The sequence below is a fragment of the Marinovum sp. E3 genome, from assembly GCF_055755275.1.
In genome coordinates, this window is record NZ_JBVTQV010000002.1 from 108312 (window position 1) to 127243 (window position 18932).

Genomic DNA, 18932 nt, shown 5'->3' on the forward strand with positions numbered 1-18932 from the left:
CAGGATCGCCCCATGACCAAATACTGTCTCACCGTCACCTGCCCGTCACGCCGCGGCATCGTCGCCGCGATCTCGACCTTCCTGACCGAAAAGACCTGCAATATCACCGATGCGTCGCAGTTCGACGATCAGGAAACCGGCTATTTCTTCATGCGGGTCAGCTTCACCCCCGAGAACGGCTCGGATCTCGCGGCCCTGGCCGAAGGCTTTGCCGAGATCGCCGAGCCCTTCGGCATGACCTACGAATTCCACGACGAAAGCCGCAAGATGAAGGTCGCGATCATGGTGTCGCGTTTCGGCCATTGCCTGAACGACCTGCTCTACCGGGTCAGGATCGGCGCCCTGCCGGTCGAGGTGGTGGCGGTGATCTCGAACCACATGGATTACCAGAAACCGGTGGTGAACGCTGACATCCCGTTCCACTGCATCAAGGTCACCAAGGACAACAAGCCGCAGGCCGAAGCGGCAATCATGAAGGTGGTCGAGGAGACCGGCGCCGAGCTGATCGTGCTGGCGCGCTACATGCAGATCCTGTCGGACGAGATGTGCCAGAAGATGTCGGGGCGGATCATCAATATCCACCACTCGTTCCTGCCGTCGTTCAAGGGCGCGAACCCCTACAAGCAGGCCTTCGAGCGTGGGGTGAAGCTGATCGGCGCGACCTCGCATTACGTCACCGCCGATCTCGACGAGGGGCCGATCATCGAGCAAGACATCGTGCGCATCACCCACGCGCAATCAGCGGCCGATTACGTCAGCCTCGGGCGCGACGTCGAAAGCCAGGTGCTGGCCCGGGCGATCCACGCCCATGCCCACCACCGGGTCTTTCTCAACGGCAACAAGACGGTGGTCTTTCCGGCCTCGCCCGGCAGCTATTCGAGCGAGCGCATGGGCTGAGCCCCCGGGCCCGGCCAGGCGGTGTCAGATCCGGCCGGGCACACATAGGGTAATGCCCAGCACCAAACCGCGCTCCAGCCGGGGCCGGCGATCCAGTCATAGACCCCCCGGTCACTCGGACAGGGGATGGAAGCAGGCGGCTTCGGTTCGTGGACCCACCGGCGACAGGCGCGGCGTCTCGGTCCGGCATCGCTCGGTCGCCCTCGGGCAGCGGGCGGCAAAGGCGCAGCCCGGGGGCGGGTTCAGCGGGTCGGGCAGCTCGGTGCCCTCCGCCTCGGGCGCAGAGAGCGGCCGCCCCACCACCGGCGCGCTGTCGGCCAGCAGCCGGGTGTAGGGGTGGCTGGGGTTGGCAAAGACCTCTTCCGCCGGGCCGATTTCGACCACCGCGCCGAAATAGAGCACCGCGATCCGGTCGCTGACCGCCTCGACCACCGCCAGATCGTGGCTGATGAAGAGATAGGTCAGGTCGAAGTCGCGCCGCAGGTCGGCCAGGAGGTTCAGCACCTGGGCCTGGACCGAAACATCGAGCGCCGAGACCGGCTCGTCGAGGATCAGGATGCGCGCCTGGGCTGCGAGCGCGCGGGCAATGCCGATGCGCTGGGCCTGGCCGCCGGAAAATTCATGCGGGTAACGGTCGAGGAATTCCTCGCGCAGGTTCACGCTGTCGAAGATCTCGGAAATGCGGGCACGGCGCTCGGCGGCGGGCATCCCGTGCAGCCGCTTGAGCGGGGCCTCCATGATCTGGCGGATGGTCTTGCGCGGGTTGAGCGAGGAAATCGGATCCTGAAAGACATACTGGATGCGCTTGCCGAACGCGGCCGGATCGGCGGTATCGAGTGCGGCGCCCTCGATCTCGATCTGCCCGGTGGTGGGCTCCAGCAGCCCGACCAGCATCCGGGCCAGGGTCGACTTGCCGCAGCCGGATTCGCCGACGATGCCCAGCGTTTCACCCTGATGCACCGTCAGGGACAGCGGATGCACCGCCTTGACCGATCCCTTGGGCCCGCCGAAAAGCCGGCGCCCCACAGGGAAGGTCTTGGACAGGTCTGTGAGCTTCAGCGCCTGGGTCATTGGGCCGCCTCCCGGCTGTCATCGATCGGATGCAGGCAGCGCACCCCATGCCCGCCGGCGCGCGCCAGGGGGATGTGCCCCTGGCGGCAATCCTCCTGCACCCTGGTGCAGCGTTCCGCAAAGGCGCACCCCGGTGGCAGCTTGTTCACCGCTGGCGGCAGCCCCGCGATGGCCTCCAGCCGCCGCTTGCCGCCGCCCAGTTCGGGCACGCAAGCCATCAGTCGGGCGGTATAGGGGTGGCGCGGCGCATCGAGGATTTCGGCGGTCCGCCCCTCTTCGACGATCCGCCCGGCATACATCACCGCCACCCGGTCGCAGAGCTGTGCCACGACGCCGAAATCATGGGTGATAAAGACGATGGCAAGCCCGCGCGAACGCCGCAGGTCGTCGAGAATCGTCAACACCTGCGCCTGCACGGTGACATCCAGCGCGGTGGTCGGCTCGTCGGCGATGATGATATCGGGATCATTGGCCAGCGCCATGGCGATGCCGACCCGCTGACGCATGTCGCCCGACATCTCGTGCGGATAATCGGAAATGCGCGTCTCGGCATTGGGGATGCGCACTGCCCTGAGCAGGTCCACCGCCTTCGCGCGCCCTTCCGCCTTGCCGATGGGCCGATGGGCGCGGATCGCCTCGATCAGTTGATCGCCGACGCGGTACAGCGGATGCAGCGTGGCCAGCGGATCCTGGAAGATATAGGCGACGTTGCGCCCGCGCATCTCGCGCAGCTGCCGGTACGGCGCGCCGATCAGATCTTCGCCATCGTAATACACCGCACCGCCGGTCACCACGCCGGGCGGCGAGGCGACCAGCCCCATGACCGAGAGCGCGGTGACGGATTTGCCCGAACCGCTTTCGCCGATGATGCCGAGACATTCGCCCTTTTCCACGTGCAGATCGACCCCGCCGACCGCGCGGTAGACCCGATCCTTGACGTGAAATTGCGTCTCCAGCGATTGCACGTCCAGCAGCCCGGCACCCGTCGGCGCGGGCACCGGGGCCTTGCGGTCGACGCGGGTGGCCGCCATCGGCCGCGACAGCGCGCCCGATTTCAGGCGCGGGTCAAGCGCGTCGCGAACCCCGTCGCCCAGCAGGTTGATCGCCATCACGATGATCAGGATCATCATCCCCGGCACGATCGAGGTATGCGGGTTGGTGATCAGCGCCGACCGCGCCTCGCCCAGCATCGAGCCCAGGTCGGCCTGCGGCGGCTGGCTGCCGAGCCCGAGAAAACTCAGCCCCGCGGTCTCCAGGATCATCCAGCCGATGGTGGTGGACATGGCGATGACAATCACCGGCACCACGTTGGGCAGGATCTCCGACAGGATGATCCGGGTGTTCGACAGCCCCGCCAGCCGTGCGGCATCGACAAATTCCTTGTGCGCGATGCCCACGGTGATGCCGCGGATGTTGCGGGCAAAGAACGGCACGTTGACGGCGGCCACCGCGATCAGCGCATTCAGCAGCCCCGGCCCGAGCGCCGCGACGATGGCCAGCGCCAGCAGGATGTAGGGAAAGGCCATCAGCATGTCGACGCCGCGCATGATAACATTGTCGGTGCGGCCGCCGTAATACCCGGCGATGATACCGATCGCCGCCCCGAGGGTGGCGGCGACGATGGCCGCCGCGAACCCCACCGCCAGCGACAGCCGCGTACCCCACATCAGCCGCGACAGCAGATCGCGGCCGAGGTGATCGGTGCCCAGCAATGCATCTGGTGAAAAGATCGGCCGGAAGCGGTTCGACGTGTTGGTCACATCCGGGTCGGCCAGCGGCAGGAGCGGTGTCACCAGCGCCAGCAGTCCGACCAGCAGCAGCACGATGCCGCCGGCCAGCGCCAGCCGGTTGCGGGCGAGAAGTGTCAGGAAGCCGGTCATGTCTTGATCCTTGGGTCGAGCAGGCTCTGCGCCACGTCAACCGCGATATTGAACAGCACGTAACAGGCGGCGACAAAGACCACCCCGCCCTGCACCAGAAGGATGTCGCGCTTCAGGATCGCATCGACCAGCATGCGGCCCACGCCGGGCCACTGGAACACGATCTCGATATAGACCGCGCCGGACAGCACGAAACCGGCCTGGATGCCCAGCACCGGGATGATCGCCACCATCGCCGCCTTCAGCGCGTGCCGCCAGATCACGCCGCGCTCGTGCACGCCCTTGGCCCGCGCGGTGCGGATGAAATCCTGCCGCAGCACCTCGAGCATGGCCGAGCGCGACAGACGTGCGATCACCCCGGTCGCCACCACCGCCAGCGCCAGCGCCGGCATGGCAAGATGGGTGAGCAGCACGCCGAAGGTGCGATCGCCATAGATCGGCCACATGCCCGAGACCGGGAACCAGCGCAGGTTCACCGCAAAGAACAGGATCATCATCATGCCGAGGAAAAAGGACGGGATCGAGATGCCCAGCAAGACGACAAAGGTGATCGCCTTGTCGGCCAGCCCGTATTGATTGGCCGCCGAGATCACCCCGGCCATGACACCGAAGAAGGAACAGAGCACAAAGGCGGTGCCGGCAAGGACAAGCGTGCCGTTGAACCGTTCCAGCACCTCGTCGAGCACCGGGCGATTGAGCGCGAAGGAGGTGCCGAAATCGCCCTGGAGCATATTGCCGAGCCAAATGAAATATTGCTGCACCAACGGCTTGTCGAGGCCGAGGTCACGGTTCAGCTTTTCGACGTTCTCCGGCGTCGCATAGCTCCCCAGGATGGCGGTCGCCGGATCGCCCGGGATCAGCGCCATGATCAGGAAGACGATCACCGTGATGCCCAGCAGAACCGGGATGGCGGACAGCAGGCGTTTGAGGATGTAGCCGGTCATCGGAACTCCGGGCGGTCAGGGACAGGGCGCAGCGGCGCGCGCCGGGCTTGGCCCGGGGCCTCTTGGCAGGCCCCGGGGGAAGTCCCGGACCAGGTCCGGGACGCGGGGTGCCTCAGTTCTTGGCTACGTCGTCAAGCAGCAGGAAGAACGACGGTTGCAGGGTGAAATTCTCCACTCGGTCGCTGGTCACCGCGTTCTGCTTCCAGTTGGCGACAAAGACCCAGGGCGCATCCTCCTGCACGATGGTCTGCATCTCCTTGTAGAGCCGCGCGCGTTCCTCCTGATCGGTGGCGACGCGGGCCGCCTCGAGCAGCTCGTCGACCTTGGGATTGGAGTAATACCCCGAGTTGAAGCCGCCCTTGTCCGGCCAGGCCTCGGTGCGCAGCGCGAGGAAGGGCAGCGTGTCGGGGTCATTGGTCATCCAGGCCATCTCGGCCATGTCGGCCTTGCCTTCGAGGCCGGGGTTCACTTCGCCCAAGAAGGTGTTCCACTCGTAGGTTTCGATGGTGACGTCAAAGCCCACCGCCTCCAGATCGGCCTGGATCGCCGTGCCCATGGCGATGGGGTCGAGCATGCCCGAGCCACCCTCGGTGACATAAAAGGTCAGCTCGGCGCCGTCGGCGCCGGCCTCGGCGATCAGTTCGCGCGCCTTGTCTGGGTCATAGGGATAGGGCTCCAGGCTTTCATTGTAGGCCCAGGCAAAGGCTGGCGGTGTCGGACCGGCGGCGACTTCGGCGGTGCCTTCCAGCACCTCGCTCACCAGCGCCGATTTGTTGACCGCATAGTTTGCCGCCTGCCGCACGCGTCTGTCGGCGAAAGGGCCCTCCTTGGCGTTGAGGATCAGGAACCAGACATGCGGGCCGGCCTGTTCATGCACCGCGTAGCTGTCATCCTGGAATTCGGAGAGCGCGACCGGCGGCACTTCGACCATCAGGTCGATGCCTCCCGCCAGCATCTCGGCGGTGCGGGTGTTGGCATCGGTGATCGGGCGGAACACCACGGCCTGCAATTCCGGCGCGCCGTCCCAGTAATCGGCGTTGGCTTCGACCACCACCGCTTCGTTCGAGCGCCATTCGGCAAAGCGGAACGGCCCGGTGCCCGAGGGATTGCGTCCGAAGTCCGCGCCATGCTGTTCCACCGCAGCGGGCGAGACGATCAGCCCGGTGGGATAGGCGAGGTTGGACAGGAAAGGCGCGTAAGGCGCGTTCAGCGTGAAACGCACGGTCTGCTCGTCCAGCGCCTCGACGGTCTCGACGGCCGAGAAGAAGAAGGAGAGCGGGAAAGGACCGGTGTCGTAGAACGGATGGTCCTCGTTCAGCATCCGGTCAAAGTTGAACTTCACCGCTTCGGCGTTGAACGGGCTGCCATCGTGAAAGCGCACGCCCTCGCGCAGGGTGAAGGTATAGACCGTGCCGTCCTCGTTGATCTCCCAATCGGTGGCCAGCGCCGGTTCGACCTCGAGCGTGCCGTCCTTGTAGCGCACCAACCCGTCATAGACGTTCATCAGGATGCGGAAATCGTTGACCGCCGTCACCGCGGCGGGATCAAGCGCCTTGGGTTCGGCGATTTGGCCGACGATGAGAACGCCGGGCGGGGTCTGGGCCTGGGCTCCGCCGGCCAGGCCCAATGTCAGGGCCAGCGCTGTGCCGGCGGCAATGAGCCCCCGGCGGGTGACGTGAAAGACCGACATGTCTGTTTCCTCTCCTGTTGCGTCTTGGCAATTTGCGTTTTGGCTATTTTATCATGATAAATTGCATCTGGCCAAATTTTCATGATAAATTCAAGCGGGCTGTGAAACGGAGACCGTGATGACGATTTCGATCCTCGCTTATGACGAAAAATCGGGCACTTACGGCGGAGCGGCCACCACCGGAAGCCTTTGCGTCGGCGGCTGGGTTCTGCGCGGAGACGGCGAATCGGGCATGTCGGCATCGCAAGGCTCGCTTCCCAGCACCATGTGGGGCAGCGATGTTCTTGACCGTATGCGCGCCGGCACGCCGGCGGACGACGCGGTGGCGCAGATCACCGGGGCCGACAGCGGCCGCGCCGAGCGGCAGCTTTCCGCGCTCGATCCCGCCGGCGGCACCGGCCATTTCACCGGCGCCAACAGCATTGCCACGGCGGGCGTGCGCCGCGCGCGGTCGGTGATCGTGGCCGGCAACCTGCTGGCATCCGAGGCGGTGCTGGACGCCTGCCTCGATGGATTTGCCAACGCCACCGGCGCGCTCGACAACCGGCTTCTGGCAGCCCTGACCGCGGCCGCACAGGCCGGCGGCGACAGTCGCGGGCTCTTGTCGGCGGCATTGCTTGTGGTCGGACGAAGGCGGCCGCCGCTCACCCTGCGGGTGGATTATGCGCCCGCGCCGCTGGAGGCGCTGGCCGAGCTGCACCGCCACGCCACATCCGGCGAATATGCGAACTGGGTCCGACATGTGCCGACGCTGGCCGACCCCGAGCGCGCCACGCCTTATGAGCCGTGATCATTCCGCGATGAACCGTTTCATCACCTCGGCCTCCTGCGCCTCCATCAACCTGCGCGCCATTTCCATATGGCTGCGCATCACTTCCCGGGCGCGGTCGGCATCGCCCTGCCGCAAGGCCTCGATCAGATCGACCTGGTGGTCACGCCCCTGCTGCCAGAGATCGTGGTTGGGGGCCTTGTAGAGCCGCTTGTAGACGGTGAGATCGGTGAGGATCTGCGACATGAAGTTGATGAAGAAGCTGAGCAGCGCGTTCTGGCCGAAATCGGACAACCGCGCATGAAACCGCAACGAGGCCACATGCTGGCGGCGCTCTTCCTCGGCATCCGCCGCCGGGTCGGCATATTCCGCCATGATCGCCTCGAGCTCGGCCAGTTGGCTCTCGGTCAGGCATCCGGCCAGCTTGGCCGCCTGTTCCGGCTCGAGCGCGATGCGAACCTGATAGATGTCGTCGATGCTGACGTCGCGAAAGTAGAAGTAATTCGCCAGAAGCGCATTCGCCCGCTCGCGCGAAACCTCGCCAACGAAACTGCCACCGCCAGGGCCAGTCTTGGTTTCCACAAGGCCCTGCGCCTGCAACAGCCGCATGGCCTCGCGGATCGTGCCCTTGGACATGCCGAACTGCGCGATCAGCTCGGCCTCGCCGGGCAGCCGGTCACCCGGCTTCAATCCGCGCTCGACCACCCAATCCTTGATCGCATCGGCAACGCGCAACGGACGCGAACGGCGGGGCTGTCCCTGGGGCCGGGGCGATCCGGGTGTCATCAAAAAATGCCTCGATTTTTCCTGTCTGGGCGGGGTATCTGTAATACAAGCCCATTTATCATGATAAATTCAAGGCCGCTATGACCTACGGAGACAAGGCTGCTGCCCGATTGCAGCAAATTGCCAAGGCGTCAACCACGACCGAGGGGGTCACCCGCCTGCCCTGGACCCCGGAACACCGCGTGGCCAGCGATGAAATCGCCGGCTGGATGCAGGCGGCCGGGCTCGACGTGACGCGCGATGCCGCCGGCACGCTTGTCGGCGCCAGCCCGAACCCCGAGGGCAAGCCGGTGCTGCTGATTGGCTCGCACCAGGACAGCGTGCCTTCGGGCGGGGCCTTTGACGGGATCATGGGGATTGCCGTCGGCTGCCTCGCGGCCGAGGCGCTGCGCCACGAGATACCGAAATTTCCCTTTGCAATCGAGGTGCTGGCCTTCGCCGATGAAGAGGGCGTACGGTTTCCCACAGCGCTGATCGGCCCGCGCGCGCTGGCCGGAACCCTCGATCCCGGCGCATTGGAGATGACCGATACCGAGGGCGTCTCGATGCGCGCGGCGATGGCAAGCTTCGGCGTCGAGGCCGCGCAGAGCCTTGGCATAGCCCGCGATCCGGCGACGGTTGCCGGATATCTCGAGGCCCATATCGAACAGGGCCCGGTGCTCGAAGCCGAGAACCTCCCGGTGGCCGCGGTCAGCGCGATTTGCGGCATCTCCCGCTTCGAGGTGATGGTCACCGGCACCACCGGCCACGCCGGGACGGTGCCGATGTCCGGTCGGCAGGATGCGCTTGTCGCCGCGTCGCGGATCATTGCCCTGGTCAGCGATGAAGCCATGGCAACAGAAGTCCGCGCCACCGTGGGCAGCATTTCGGTCGGCCCCGGCGCGGTCAATGCGATCCCCTCCCGGGTGCGCTTCACGCTCGAAATCCGCGCAGCCAGCGATGCCACCCGCGTCGCCTTTGAAACCGGGATTCTCGGCCGCGCGCAAGAGATCTGCGCCGCGGCGGGCTGCGAAATCGAGGCCGGCCGCACCTATGTTCAGCCGGCGACGACCTGCGACCCGAGGCTGACAGAGGCGCTGGAACAGGCCATCCGCGACCACGGCATCAGGCCGATGACAATCCCCTCCGGCGCGACCCACGACGCCTCGGCAATGGCCGATCTCTGTCCGGTGTCGATGCTCTTTGTCCGCTGTCGCGGCGGCGTCAGCCACCGGCCCGACGAATTTGCCAGCGCCGAGGATCTCGATGTGGCGATCACGGTTCTCGAACGCGCCATCCTGCGACTGGCCCGGCAGGGCTGAGGCACCGCCGCAGCCCGCTGCCGCGAGCGGTCTACCTCTGCCGCAGACCGGCCTCGTCAAACCGCATCACCTGTGCCGAATCCCAGGCCAGGCCACAGCTCTGGCCCTCGGTCGGGATCGCCAGGCCGGACTCCTGGCGAACGGTGATCTGCTGGCCGTCCCCCGCGCGCAGATGCACCAGCGTCTCGGCCCCCAGGGCTTCGGCGTAGACGACAACCGCCTCGATCCGCCCCTGCTCGGCCAGGCGGACATGCTCGGGGCGGATGCCGATCCGGCCCGCCCTCTCGCCGTCCAGCAAGGCGGCGTCGATGAAGTTCGTCGGCGGCGAGCCGATGAACCCGGCCACGAATTCGGTCGCCGGATCGGCATAGACATCCAGCGGCGCGCCGATCTGATCGGCGACGCCGGCATTCATCACGATCATCCGGTCGGCCAGGGTCATCGCCTCGACCTGATCATGGGTCACGTAAAGCGAGGTCACTCCCAATTCACGCTGCAAGGCCTTGATCTCGAGACGCATCTGCACCCGCAGCTTGGCATCGAGGTTCGACAGCGGCTCGTCGAACAGGAAGACGGCGGGCTTGCGCACGATGGCGCGTCCCATGGCGACGCGCTGGCGCTGCCCGCCGGAAAGTTCGCGCGGTTTCCGTTGCAGATAGGGCTCCAGCTGCAAGAGCTTGGCGGCGGTTTGCACCCGCTCGGCGATCTCGGGCTTGGCCACCTTCTGGATCTTCAGCCCATAGGCCATGTTGTCGAAGACCGACATATGCGGATAAAGCGCGTAGTTCTGGAACACCATGGCGATGTCGCGGTCCATCGGCTCGACGTCATTGACCCGCTTGCCGTCGATCCGCACCTCACCCGACGTCGCCGTCTCGAGGCCCGCCACCATGCGCAGCAGCGTCGACTTTCCGCAGCCCGAAGGCCCGACGATGACGACGAATTCGCCATCCGCGATGTCGATGTCGATGCCCTGGATGACCTCGGTCTTGCCGAAGGATTTCTTCAGGTTCTCTAGGGTGACGGTTGCCATTACTTCTCACTTTCGACGAGGCCGCGGATAAAGAGCTTCTGCATGCCGATGACCACGATGACCGGCGGCACCATGGCAAGGATCGACGTCGCCATGATCGTCGGCCAATGGGCAAAATCGTCGCCCGAGGGGAACATCTGCTTGATGCCCATGACGATGGTGTTCATTTCCGGTTCGGTGGTGATCAGAAGCGGCCAGAGGTACTGGTTCCAGCCGTAGATAAAGAGGATGACGAACAATGCGGCGATATTCGTGCGGCTCATCGGCAGCAGGATGTCGAAGAAAAACCGCATCGGCTTCGCGCCATCGACGCGGGCGGCCTCGGCCAGCTCGTCGGGCACGGTCATGAAGAACTGCCGGAACAGAAAGGTCGCGGTCGCCGAAGCGATGAGCGGCAGGATCAGGCCCTGATAGCTGTTCAGCATGCCGAAATTCGCGATCACCTCATAGGTCGGCACGATGCGCACTTCGACCGGCAGCATCAGCGTCAGGAAGATCAGCCAGAAGAACAATTGCCGCCCCGGAAAGCGGAAATAGACGATGGCAAAGGCCGAGAGCAGCGAGATGGCGATCTTGCCAAGCGCGATGCCCATCGCCATGACCAGCGAATTCCACAACATCGTCGCCACCGGCGCATTGATGCCCGAGGTCAGCGCCCTGGCGTAATTCTCGAAAAACTTGTCGCCGGGCAAAAGCGGCATCGGCGGGCGCACGATGTCATGCTGTTCGACGGTCGAGGCAACGAAGGCCAGCCAGATCGGGAAAAAGATGAAGGCGATGCCGACGATCAGCCCGAGATGGGTCAACCAGAGGCCCGTGCCCCGCTTTTCGACCATGCCATGTCGCTCTGCCATCAGTAATGCACCCGTCGCTCGATATATTTGAACTGCACGACCGTCAGGACCGAGACGATCAGCAGCAGGATCACCGATTGCGCCGCCGAAGAGCCGAGATCCTGACCCACGAAGCCATCGGAATAGACCTTGTAGACCAGGATCGTGGTGGCCTGCTGCGGGCCGCCACTGGTGATCGTATGGATCACCCCGAAGGTCTCGAAGAAGGCGTAGATGATGTTCACGACCATTAGGAAGAACGTCGTCGGCGACAGCAGCGGAAAGACGATGGTGCGAAACCGGGTCCAGAAATGCGCGCCGTCGATGGCGGCGGCCTCGATCACCGATTTCGGGATCGCTTGCAGGCCCGCCAGGAAGAACAGGAAATTGTAGCTGATGCGGCCCCAGGCTGAGGCGACGACGACAAGCCCCATCGCCTCGCCCTCGTTCAGCACGTGGTTCCAGTCATAGCCCAGCAGGCCCAGATACCAGGTCACCACGCCGACCCGCGTGTTGAACATGAACAGCCACAGCACGCCGGCCACCGCCGGCGCCACGGCATAGGGCCAGATCAGCAGCGTCCGGTAGGTGCCCGAGCCCTTGATCAGCCGGTCGGCCAGCACCGCGAGATAAAGCGCCACGCCCATCGAAACCAGCGTCACCAGGATGGAAAAGACCGCCGTCGTGACAAAGGAGGCGCGGTAATAGGGATCCGACAGCAGGAACTCGAAATTGCCCAATCCGACCCAGCGCATCGACAATCCGAAAGGATCGGGGATGAACAGCGATTGCCAGATCGCCTGTCCGGCCGGGTAGAAAAAGAAGATCGCGGTGATCGCGATCTGCGGCAGGACCAGCAAAAGCGGCAGCCAGCGGCCCTTGAACGTGACGCGTTTTTCCATCGGTCCTCCTTGCTTCCCCGGACGCCACCGCCCCGGGACCGACCCGGGGCCTCCTCGTCAACCGGGAGGCCCCGGACCGGGGTCCGGGGCGGGCGGGATTGCCGCTAGCGCGAAGCCTGCTCGAAGCGGCGCAGCAGCGCGTTGCCGCGCTCCACCGCCGAATCGAGCGCCGCCTGCGCGTCCTTGTCGCCGGACCAGACCGCTTCCAGCTCCTCGTCGATGATGCCCCGGATCTGGTCAAACGAGCCCAGACGAAGGCCCTTGGAATTGGCCGTCGGCTGCTTGGCCGTCATCTGGGTCACCGCGATATCGGTGCCGGGGTTCTCGTCGTAGAAGCCCTGGCTGCGGGTCAGTTCGCCGGCCTCCGAGGTGATCGGCAGATAGCCGGTGTCCTGGTGCCACTTGGCCTGGATCTCGGGGCTGGACAGGAAATTGAGGAAGGCGGCGACACCCTTGTATTCTTCCTCGGTCTGGCCCTCCATCACCCAGAGCGAGGCGCCGCCGATGATGGTGTTCTGCGGCTCGTCGGTGACCGATTCCCAATAGGGCAGCGGCCGCACCTCGAAATCGAACTCGGCCTCCGCCTTGATCCCGGCATAGCCGGCCGAGCTCTCGGTGAAGAGCGCGCATTCCCCGGCGCGGAAGTTGGCGCCACCCTCGTTGCGGCGGCCGGCATAGATGAACTTGCCGTCCCGCGCCCAGTCGCCCATGGCAGAGATATGCGCCACCTGTGCCGCACCGTTGAAGGCCAGTTCGGTATCGGTGCCGCCAAAGCCGTTGTCCTTGGTGGCGAAAGGCACGTCATGATAGGCGGAGAAGTTCTCGAGATGGATCCAGCTCTGCCAGGCGGTGGTCATCGGACAATCGACCCCGGCCTCCTTGAGCTGGTCCAGCACCGCGCCGACCTGTTCCCAGGTCGACAGATCGGTGTCGGGATCGATCCCCGCCTCTTCCAGTTTGTCGCGGTTGACCCAGAGCACCGGGGTCGACGAGTTGAACGGCAGGGACAGCATGTCGCCGTCGGGCGTGGTGTAATAGCCCTTGACCGAACCGATGTACTTCGACTGGTCGAAATCGGCGCCGGCGTCTGCCATCACCTCATAGACCGGCTTGATCGCGCCCTTGGCGCCCATCATCGTCGCGGTGCCGACCTCGAAGACCATCAGGATGTCGGGCTGTTCCCCCGCCCGGAAGGCGGCGATCCCGGCATTCAGCGTCTCGGAATAGTTGCCCTTGTGCGAGGCCACCACCTGATAGGCGTCCTGAGAGGCGTTGAATGTCTCGACCTGTTCGGCCACCAGCTCGCCCAGGCGCCCGGTGAAGGCATGCCAGAATTCGATCTCGGTCTGGGCCAGGGCCGACTGGGCCGAGCCCAGCACCGCCGCCGCGGCCAATATGCTGATCGTGTGTTTCATCTCTTTCTCCCTAAGTTGAGGTTGTGGCGACCTTTCTCGCCGCGATGCCGCGCATTCTTGTGGCGCGTTGTAAAACAAATATAACATGACGGCCTCATGGCCGCCTCACAATGAAATCCGGCACGATACCGGCGCGCAAAACGGCCTGCTCGGCATCCTGACCGGCGAAAAATCCGAAATCAGTGATCAGCGCCGAAGGCAGGCCGGCGGTCTGGGCGCCGAGGATATCGGTGTGCAGGCTGTCGCCCACCATGACAATGCGGCTGCGGTCGACCTCGCCAAGTCGCGCGAAGGCGAGATCGAAGATATTGCGGAACGGCTTGCCGAAAAATTCCGGCGCTATGCCGGTTTGCTCGGCCAGCCGATGGGCAAAATGGCCGGGTTCCGGGGAGAACCCGGTTTCCCGCGGCGCCACGATATCCGGGTTGCCCACCAGCACCGGGCGGGGGTGCCGCCGCAGGGCCGCTTCGAGCAATTCCTGTCGCGGCTCGGTCCAGACAGCGCTGCCGATCAGCAGGAAACCGTCGACGGCCTCATAGGCGCCCGGATCCTCCTCGAGATAGGTGAGGTGCAATCCCTCCAGATCGCGCAGCCCGGCGCGCGGCGTCGCCATCAGCCCCCAGTGAAGCGCGCGCCGCGCGTCGAGACCGGCCAACAGCGTGGCGCGGCTGGTAATGATGTCTTCGGCAGCGAAATCATAGCCCAGACGGGTGTATTTCTCGATCAGGGCGGCATGGGGGAAACCCGCGGCATTGGAGACCACCAGCACCCGCTTGCCCCGGGCCTTCAACCCGGCGATCCGCTCGGGCGTGCCGGGGATTGCCGCCTCGCCGATGTTCAGCACGCCGAAGGCATCAAGCAGGAAGATGTCGAATTCGTCGGCCAGGTCGTCGAGCGTTTCGCAATGGCGGCAGGCCGGCGCCGTGGCCCGCGCTGGCGGCAGCCGGTGGCGCACGGATTCGTAGACCTCAAAGGCCTCTTCTGCCGAGATCGCCATCAAATGATCGCCCCCCGCACCTTGGCCGAAACCAGTTCGCTGATCAGCACGGCGATCAGGATCACGATCAGGATCAGGCTGACCTGCGGCCAGGCCAGCACGTTGAGCGAGGCCGAGAGCTGCAAGCCGATGCCCCCTGCCCCCACCAGGCCCAGCACCGTGGATTCGCGGATATTTATGTCCCAGCGAAAGACCGCGATGCCCGCGAAGGCCGGCAAGACCTGCGGCACGATCCCATAGGCCATGACCTGCCAGCGGCTGGCTCCGGTGGCGGTGATGGCCTCGACCTGGCCGGAATCGATTTCCTCGATCGCCTCGTACAGAAGCTTGGCGCAGAAACCGATCGACCGGATGGCGATGGCAATGACCCCGGCAAAAACGCCGGGGCCGATGATCGCGATCAGCAGCAGCGCCCAGATCAGCGAGTTGATCGACCGGGTCGAGACGATGATCAGCAGCGCGACCGGCCGGATGAACAGCGCCGACGGCGTGGTGTTGCGCGCCGCCAGAAAGGCCACCGGTACCGCCAGGCAGAGCGCGATCAAGGTGCCAAGGGTGGCGATGTTGAGCGTGTCCCAGATCGGCCGGCCGAGCTGGGTGATGTATTCCCACCGGGGCGGCGTGGCGCGGGTCCAGATGTCATTGGCGATGCGCGGCGCATCCCAGACAAAGAACCACGTGGTCGAGGCCGAGATGATCTGCCAGCAATAGACAAAGACCGCCACGCCGATCAGCCAGCCGAACCAGCGGATCAGGCTGTCGCGCCCGGTTCGCCGGCGCCAGATCTGCATGCCTGCGCGCTCCAGGACCGGCATTACTGCACCCTCGCGCGGATGATGCCGGAGAGGTATTCCAGCGCCATAACGATGCCGATGATCAGGATCAGGATGGCGGCGGCGGTGTCGTATTCATAGCGGTCGAAGGCGGTGTTCAACGTCGCCCCGATGCCGCCGGCGCCCACCAGCCCCAGAATGGCGCTTTCGCGGAAGTTGATGTCGATCCGGTACATCGACAGCCCCACCAGACGCGGCATGACTTGCGGCTGCACGCCGTAGTTGATCCATTGCATCCACCGCGCCCCCGAGGCCCGGATCGCCTCGGCCTGCGCCTTGTCCATCGCCTCGATATCCTCGGCCAGAAGCTTCGACAGGAAACCGATGGTGGCAAAGGACAGGGTCAGAAAGCCGGCCAGCGGGCCGAACCCGAAGATCGCCACCAGAAGGATGGCCACGATGATCTCCTGCAAGGCGCGGCTGATGGCGACGATGCCGCGGCAGATCACATAGACCGGCAGCGGCGCAATATTGCGGGCCGCCCCGAGGCCGATCGGAATGGAAATCGCGATCCCCACCACCGAGGCGGCGACGGTCATCACGATGCTTTCCAGCAGTCCGCTCCAGATGTCACTCCACCGCGAGAGGAAATCCGGGCTGGTAAAGGCCAGAATGAAGGCCCAGCCCCGATCCAGCCCTTCATAAACCCGTCCCCAGTCCACCTCGATGGTCAGGACGGCGGCGATCAGATAGGCGACAAAGCCGAGGCCCAGCCCCCATCGCAACAGCGGATTCCGGACGAAGGCCGGTTTGCGCCAGCCTTTGCCCAGCATGTCGTCAAGTTCCCGGTGGCTCATTCCGCGGCCTCGATCTCTTCGTCCTCGACCTTCTCGATGGTCGCTTCCCAGTCCTCCTCGCCATAGATCTCGGTCAGCTTGTCGGGGGTCAGCCCAGTGGGCAGCCCGTCATAGACGATTTCGCCAAGACGCAGCCCGACGACACGCGGCACGAACATCTGCGCCAGCGCCACGTCGTGAATGTTGATGATCGCCGCCAGCCCGCGTTCCTGGCATAGTTCGGTGATCAGCCGCATGATCTGCCGGCTGGTCTTTGGATCGAGCGAGGCCGTCGGCTCGTCCACCAGCAGCAGCTTGGGCTGCTGGATCAGCGCGCGGCAGATCCCCACCCGCTGGCGCTGACCGCCCGAAAGCTCGTCGGCCCGCTTGTCGGCCATATGCAACAGACCCACCCGATCGAGCAGCCGAAATGCCGCATCGACGTCCGATTGCGGATAGCGGCGCAGGAAGCTGCGCCAGAAGCCGACATATCCCAGCCGGCCCGACAGCACGTTCTCCATCACCGTCAGACGTTCGACCAGGGCGTATTCCTGGAAAATCATCCCCATCTCGCGCCGCGCCTTGCGCAGCCGGCCCGGGCCGAGCCCGGTGAGATCGACCTCATCCAGCAGCACCGCGCCGCCGGTCGGCTCGACCAGCCGGTTGATGCAGCGGATCATCGTCGATTTCCCCGCCCCCGACGGCCCGATCAGCGCCAGAACCTGGCCCTTGGGCACATCGAGATCGATCGCCGTCAGCGCCTGGTCGCCGGTCTTGTATGTCTTGGATAGCTTTTGAAGGCGCAGCATCGCATTCCCCTTGCGCGCTGCGGCGGCCCGGATCCGGGGCCGCCGCCATGGTGCCGGATCACTGGCAGGCGTAGCTGACGTCGTTGGCCGCATCGATTTTGCGGATCACGTCCCAGTATTCCTTGTAGGTGATCGGCAGGAACTGACCTTCGCCGTTCTTCTCGAACTCTTCCTTCAGGCTGGAGCCTTCCCATTCGAAGTTGAAAAAGGCGTCTCGGATCTGCTCCTGCAACTCGGGCTTGAGGTTGTAGACCACGCCGTACCCGGTGGTCGGAAAGGTCTGGGACTTGTAGATCGACACGATCTGATCGGCGCTGACCACGTCGCGTTCGATCATCCGGCCCATGACCGAATTTGCGACGGCGGCGGCCATGTAATCCTTGTTGGCGACACCCAGAACCGAATTGTCGTGTTTGCCCGAGAACACCGGCTCGAAATCCTTTTCCGGCTCCATGCCGTAATCCGCCTTCAGGATGGCCGAGGGCGCCTTGAACCCGGAATTCGACGTCGGCGCGGTAAAGGCAAGCTGCTTGCCCTGGATATCCTCGATCTGCTCGATGCCGCTGCCGGGATAGGTGATGATCTCCATCTCATAGCCGAAACTGCCGTCCGGCGCGGCCATGATGGTAAAGGGGCGGAAACCGGCGCAATTCACCGCCAGCGGGTTGGACCCGGTGTTGAAGCCCGCGATATGAAGCCGGCCCGAGCGCATCGCCTCGATCTGGGCGGCATTGTTCTGGACCGGAAAGAAGATGACGTCCTTGCCGGTTTCGGCTTCGAGATGTTCGAGGAAGTCCGCCCAGGCCGTCTTGTAGACCGCCGGATCCTCCACCGGGGTATAGGCAAAGACCAGCGTGTCAGGATCGATCTGCTCCGCCGGATCGGTCGGAATGTCGGCAATCATGTCGTCGTCGGCGTCGCAGTAGCGCGCATCGAGGTCGCCGCGCGGGCACTCCTGGGCCGCAGCCGCTCCGCCAAGGGACATGAGCGCCATGGCCGATGCCCCGATCAATAGTGTGATCTCCGTCTTCATCTTGTCCTCCCTGAGTTACGGCGTTTTTGCCGCGGTTGATATTATCCTTCGTCCGTCGCGATGATCCTGACCTTGGCCGCCTCCAGGGCCGCCAGGAGTGCGCCCGCCGGGGCGGTGTTCACGACAATCGACCGCAGGTCCGACATGTCGCCCACATGGGCCAGCCCCCTGCGTCCGAACTTTTCCGAATCGATCAGCAGATGCCGCTCGCGCGCCCGGTGCAGCATCGTCCTTTTGACTGCCGCAAAGCCGCGCACGGTTTCCGAGGGGCCTTCCTCCGAGAACCCGGACGAGCCGATCATGCAGCGGTCGACATTGTAACGCGACAGAAATTCCAGGGTCTCGGTGCCGATGACGGCGGATTCGGCGGCAAGGTATTCGCCGGGGCACAGCAGGATCTGCGCGGCCCCGTGGCCAAGGGTCATCGCCACCGGAATCGAATTCGTGATCACCGTGCAGGAGGTGCCGAGATAGGCCAGCGCGCGCGCCATCTCGATCGTGGTCGAGCCGGAATCGATCATCACCGTCTCGCCGTCCTGCACCAGTTCGGCGGCCCGCTTGCCGATCCGCTCCCGCTCCTCGATGCGCGCATTCGCCCGCTCGTCAAGGCTGGGATAATGGCCCTGGGTGGGCGCGGTCGCTCCGCCGTGCGCGCGGGCAACAAGCCCCTCATCGGCAAGCGCGTCGAAGTCGCGCCGCAGGGTCTCGGTCGAGACGTTGAAGCGCTCGGACAATTCGCTGATCCGGACATGCGGGCGCAGTTTCAGCTCCAGCAGGATTTGCCGGCGGCGCTCCTCCTTCTTGAGCCGCCTGCGTCCCCTGACCGGTATCTCCGATGTCGTGCCCGCGTGCGCCATACCACCCCGCCGATTCACTTGCTGTCATCAAAAGTGTGGAGTTTCGGCAGTATATGCAATGAATTTTGTTGCAAAAGCCTCGTTCTGGTGGTGAGATTTTTGCATG

At 64.8% G+C, this 18932-nt stretch carries 18 protein-coding genes; 3 read left to right on the forward strand and 15 right to left on the reverse strand.

What is annotated here, in order from left to right; genetic code table 11:
• Positions 1 to 12: 12 nt before the first annotated feature.
• Positions 13 to 897, forward strand: coding sequence for a formyltetrahydrofolate deformylase (purU, locus tag AC0J5K_RS17955; protein WP_274565533.1), 885 nt, complete (start codon positions 13 to 15; stop codon positions 895 to 897).
• A 111-nt stretch (positions 898 to 1008) separates the two neighbouring features.
• Here the strand turns inward: purU and AC0J5K_RS17960 are convergent, their stop codons facing one another.
• From AC0J5K_RS17960 to AC0J5K_RS17975, 4 genes are all read right to left on the reverse strand, one after another.
• Positions 1009 to 1968 (reverse strand): ABC transporter ATP-binding protein, encoded by a 960-nt coding sequence (locus tag AC0J5K_RS17960; protein ID WP_074838120.1) that lies wholly within the window; start codon positions 1966 to 1968, stop codon positions 1009 to 1011.
• Positions 1965 to 3848 carry a dipeptide/oligopeptide/nickel ABC transporter permease/ATP-binding protein gene (locus AC0J5K_RS17965; RefSeq protein WP_274565532.1) on the reverse strand — a complete coding sequence of 628 codons (1884 nt, stop codon included), beginning with the start codon at positions 3846 to 3848 and terminating at the stop codon, positions 1965 to 1967. Before AC0J5K_RS17965 ends, AC0J5K_RS17960 begins: the two co-directional genes overlap by 4 nt.
• On the reverse strand, positions 3845 to 4792 hold the full coding sequence (locus tag AC0J5K_RS17970; protein WP_048534731.1) for an ABC transporter permease: 948 nt from the start codon (positions 4790 to 4792) through the stop codon (positions 3845 to 3847). The genes AC0J5K_RS17965 and AC0J5K_RS17970 overlap by 4 nt, the downstream gene beginning before the upstream one ends.
• A 112-nt stretch (positions 4793 to 4904) precedes the next feature.
• Positions 4905 to 6482 carry an ABC transporter substrate-binding protein gene (locus AC0J5K_RS17975; protein ID WP_048534729.1) on the reverse strand — a complete coding sequence of 526 codons (1578 nt, stop codon included), beginning with the start codon at positions 6480 to 6482 and terminating at the stop codon, positions 4905 to 4907.
• Positions 6483 to 6600: 118 nt separating this feature from the next.
• On the opposite strand from AC0J5K_RS17975, the gene AC0J5K_RS17980 reads away from it, so the two are divergent.
• Positions 6601 to 7272: a DUF1028 domain-containing protein gene (locus AC0J5K_RS17980; protein ID WP_074838125.1), complete on the forward strand. Its 672-nt coding sequence runs from the start codon at positions 6601 to 6603 to the stop codon at positions 7270 to 7272.
• On the opposite strand, the gene AC0J5K_RS17985 is transcribed toward AC0J5K_RS17980, so the two are convergent.
• Positions 7273 to 8037: a FadR/GntR family transcriptional regulator gene (locus tag AC0J5K_RS17985; protein ID WP_048534725.1), complete on the reverse strand. Its 765-nt coding sequence runs from the start codon at positions 8035 to 8037 to the stop codon at positions 7273 to 7275.
• 80 nt (positions 8038 to 8117) lie between these two features.
• Here AC0J5K_RS17985 and AC0J5K_RS17990 point away from each other — a divergent pair, with 80 nt between their 5' ends.
• Positions 8118 to 9338: a M20 family metallo-hydrolase gene (locus AC0J5K_RS17990; protein WP_074838131.1), complete on the forward strand. Its 1221-nt coding sequence runs from the start codon at positions 8118 to 8120 to the stop codon at positions 9336 to 9338.
• A gap of 31 nt (positions 9339 to 9369) precedes the next feature.
• Here the strand turns inward: AC0J5K_RS17990 and AC0J5K_RS17995 are convergent, their stop codons facing one another.
• The 10 genes from AC0J5K_RS17995 to AC0J5K_RS18040 form a co-directional block, all read right to left on the reverse strand.
• The gene (locus tag AC0J5K_RS17995; RefSeq protein ID WP_074838133.1) at positions 9370 to 10371 is read right to left on the reverse strand and encodes an ABC transporter ATP-binding protein; all 1002 of its coding nucleotides are present in this window, start codon (positions 10369 to 10371) and stop codon (positions 9370 to 9372) included.
• Positions 10371 to 11207, reverse strand: a complete 837-nt coding sequence (gene ugpE / locus AC0J5K_RS18000; RefSeq protein WP_048534719.1) for a sn-glycerol-3-phosphate ABC transporter permease UgpE — start codon at positions 11205 to 11207, stop codon at positions 10371 to 10373. The genes AC0J5K_RS17995 and ugpE overlap by 1 nt, the downstream gene beginning before the upstream one ends.
• 17 nt (positions 11208 to 11224) lie before the next feature.
• The gene (gene ugpA, locus AC0J5K_RS18005) at positions 11225 to 12106 is read right to left on the reverse strand and encodes a sn-glycerol-3-phosphate ABC transporter permease UgpA (RefSeq protein WP_048534717.1); all 882 of its coding nucleotides are present in this window, start codon (positions 12104 to 12106) and stop codon (positions 11225 to 11227) included.
• Positions 12107 to 12210: 104 nt separating this feature from the next.
• Positions 12211 to 13521: a sn-glycerol-3-phosphate ABC transporter substrate-binding protein UgpB gene (gene ugpB, locus AC0J5K_RS18010; protein ID WP_074838136.1), complete on the reverse strand. Its 1311-nt coding sequence runs from the start codon at positions 13519 to 13521 to the stop codon at positions 12211 to 12213.
• 94 nt (positions 13522 to 13615) lie between these two features.
• Entirely contained in the window at positions 13616 to 14518 is a 903-nt protein-coding gene (locus AC0J5K_RS18015; protein WP_274565531.1) for an HAD-IIA family hydrolase, read from the reverse strand.
• The gene (gene phnE, locus AC0J5K_RS18020; protein WP_274565530.1) at positions 14518 to 15333 is read right to left on the reverse strand and encodes a phosphonate ABC transporter, permease protein PhnE; all 816 of its coding nucleotides are present in this window, start codon (positions 15331 to 15333) and stop codon (positions 14518 to 14520) included. Before phnE (AC0J5K_RS18020) ends, AC0J5K_RS18015 begins: the two co-directional genes overlap by 1 nt.
• Positions 15333 to 16148, reverse strand: a complete 816-nt coding sequence (gene phnE, locus AC0J5K_RS18025) for a phosphonate ABC transporter, permease protein PhnE (protein WP_048534711.1) — start codon at positions 16146 to 16148, stop codon at positions 15333 to 15335. The genes phnE (AC0J5K_RS18020) and phnE (AC0J5K_RS18025) overlap by 1 nt, the downstream gene beginning before the upstream one ends.
• The gene (gene phnC / locus AC0J5K_RS18030; RefSeq protein ID WP_048534710.1) at positions 16145 to 16936 is read right to left on the reverse strand and encodes a phosphonate ABC transporter ATP-binding protein; all 792 of its coding nucleotides are present in this window, start codon (positions 16934 to 16936) and stop codon (positions 16145 to 16147) included. The genes phnE (AC0J5K_RS18025) and phnC overlap by 4 nt, the downstream gene beginning before the upstream one ends.
• Positions 16937 to 16994: 58 nt before the next feature.
• Positions 16995 to 17969: a phosphate/phosphite/phosphonate ABC transporter substrate-binding protein gene (phnD, locus tag AC0J5K_RS18035; protein ID WP_048534708.1), complete on the reverse strand. Its 975-nt coding sequence runs from the start codon at positions 17967 to 17969 to the stop codon at positions 16995 to 16997.
• Positions 17970 to 18010: 41 nt separating this feature from the next.
• The gene (locus tag AC0J5K_RS18040; protein WP_074838143.1) at positions 18011 to 18826 is read right to left on the reverse strand and encodes a DeoR/GlpR family DNA-binding transcription regulator; all 816 of its coding nucleotides are present in this window, start codon (positions 18824 to 18826) and stop codon (positions 18011 to 18013) included.
• Positions 18827 to 18932: the final 106 nt, after the last annotated feature.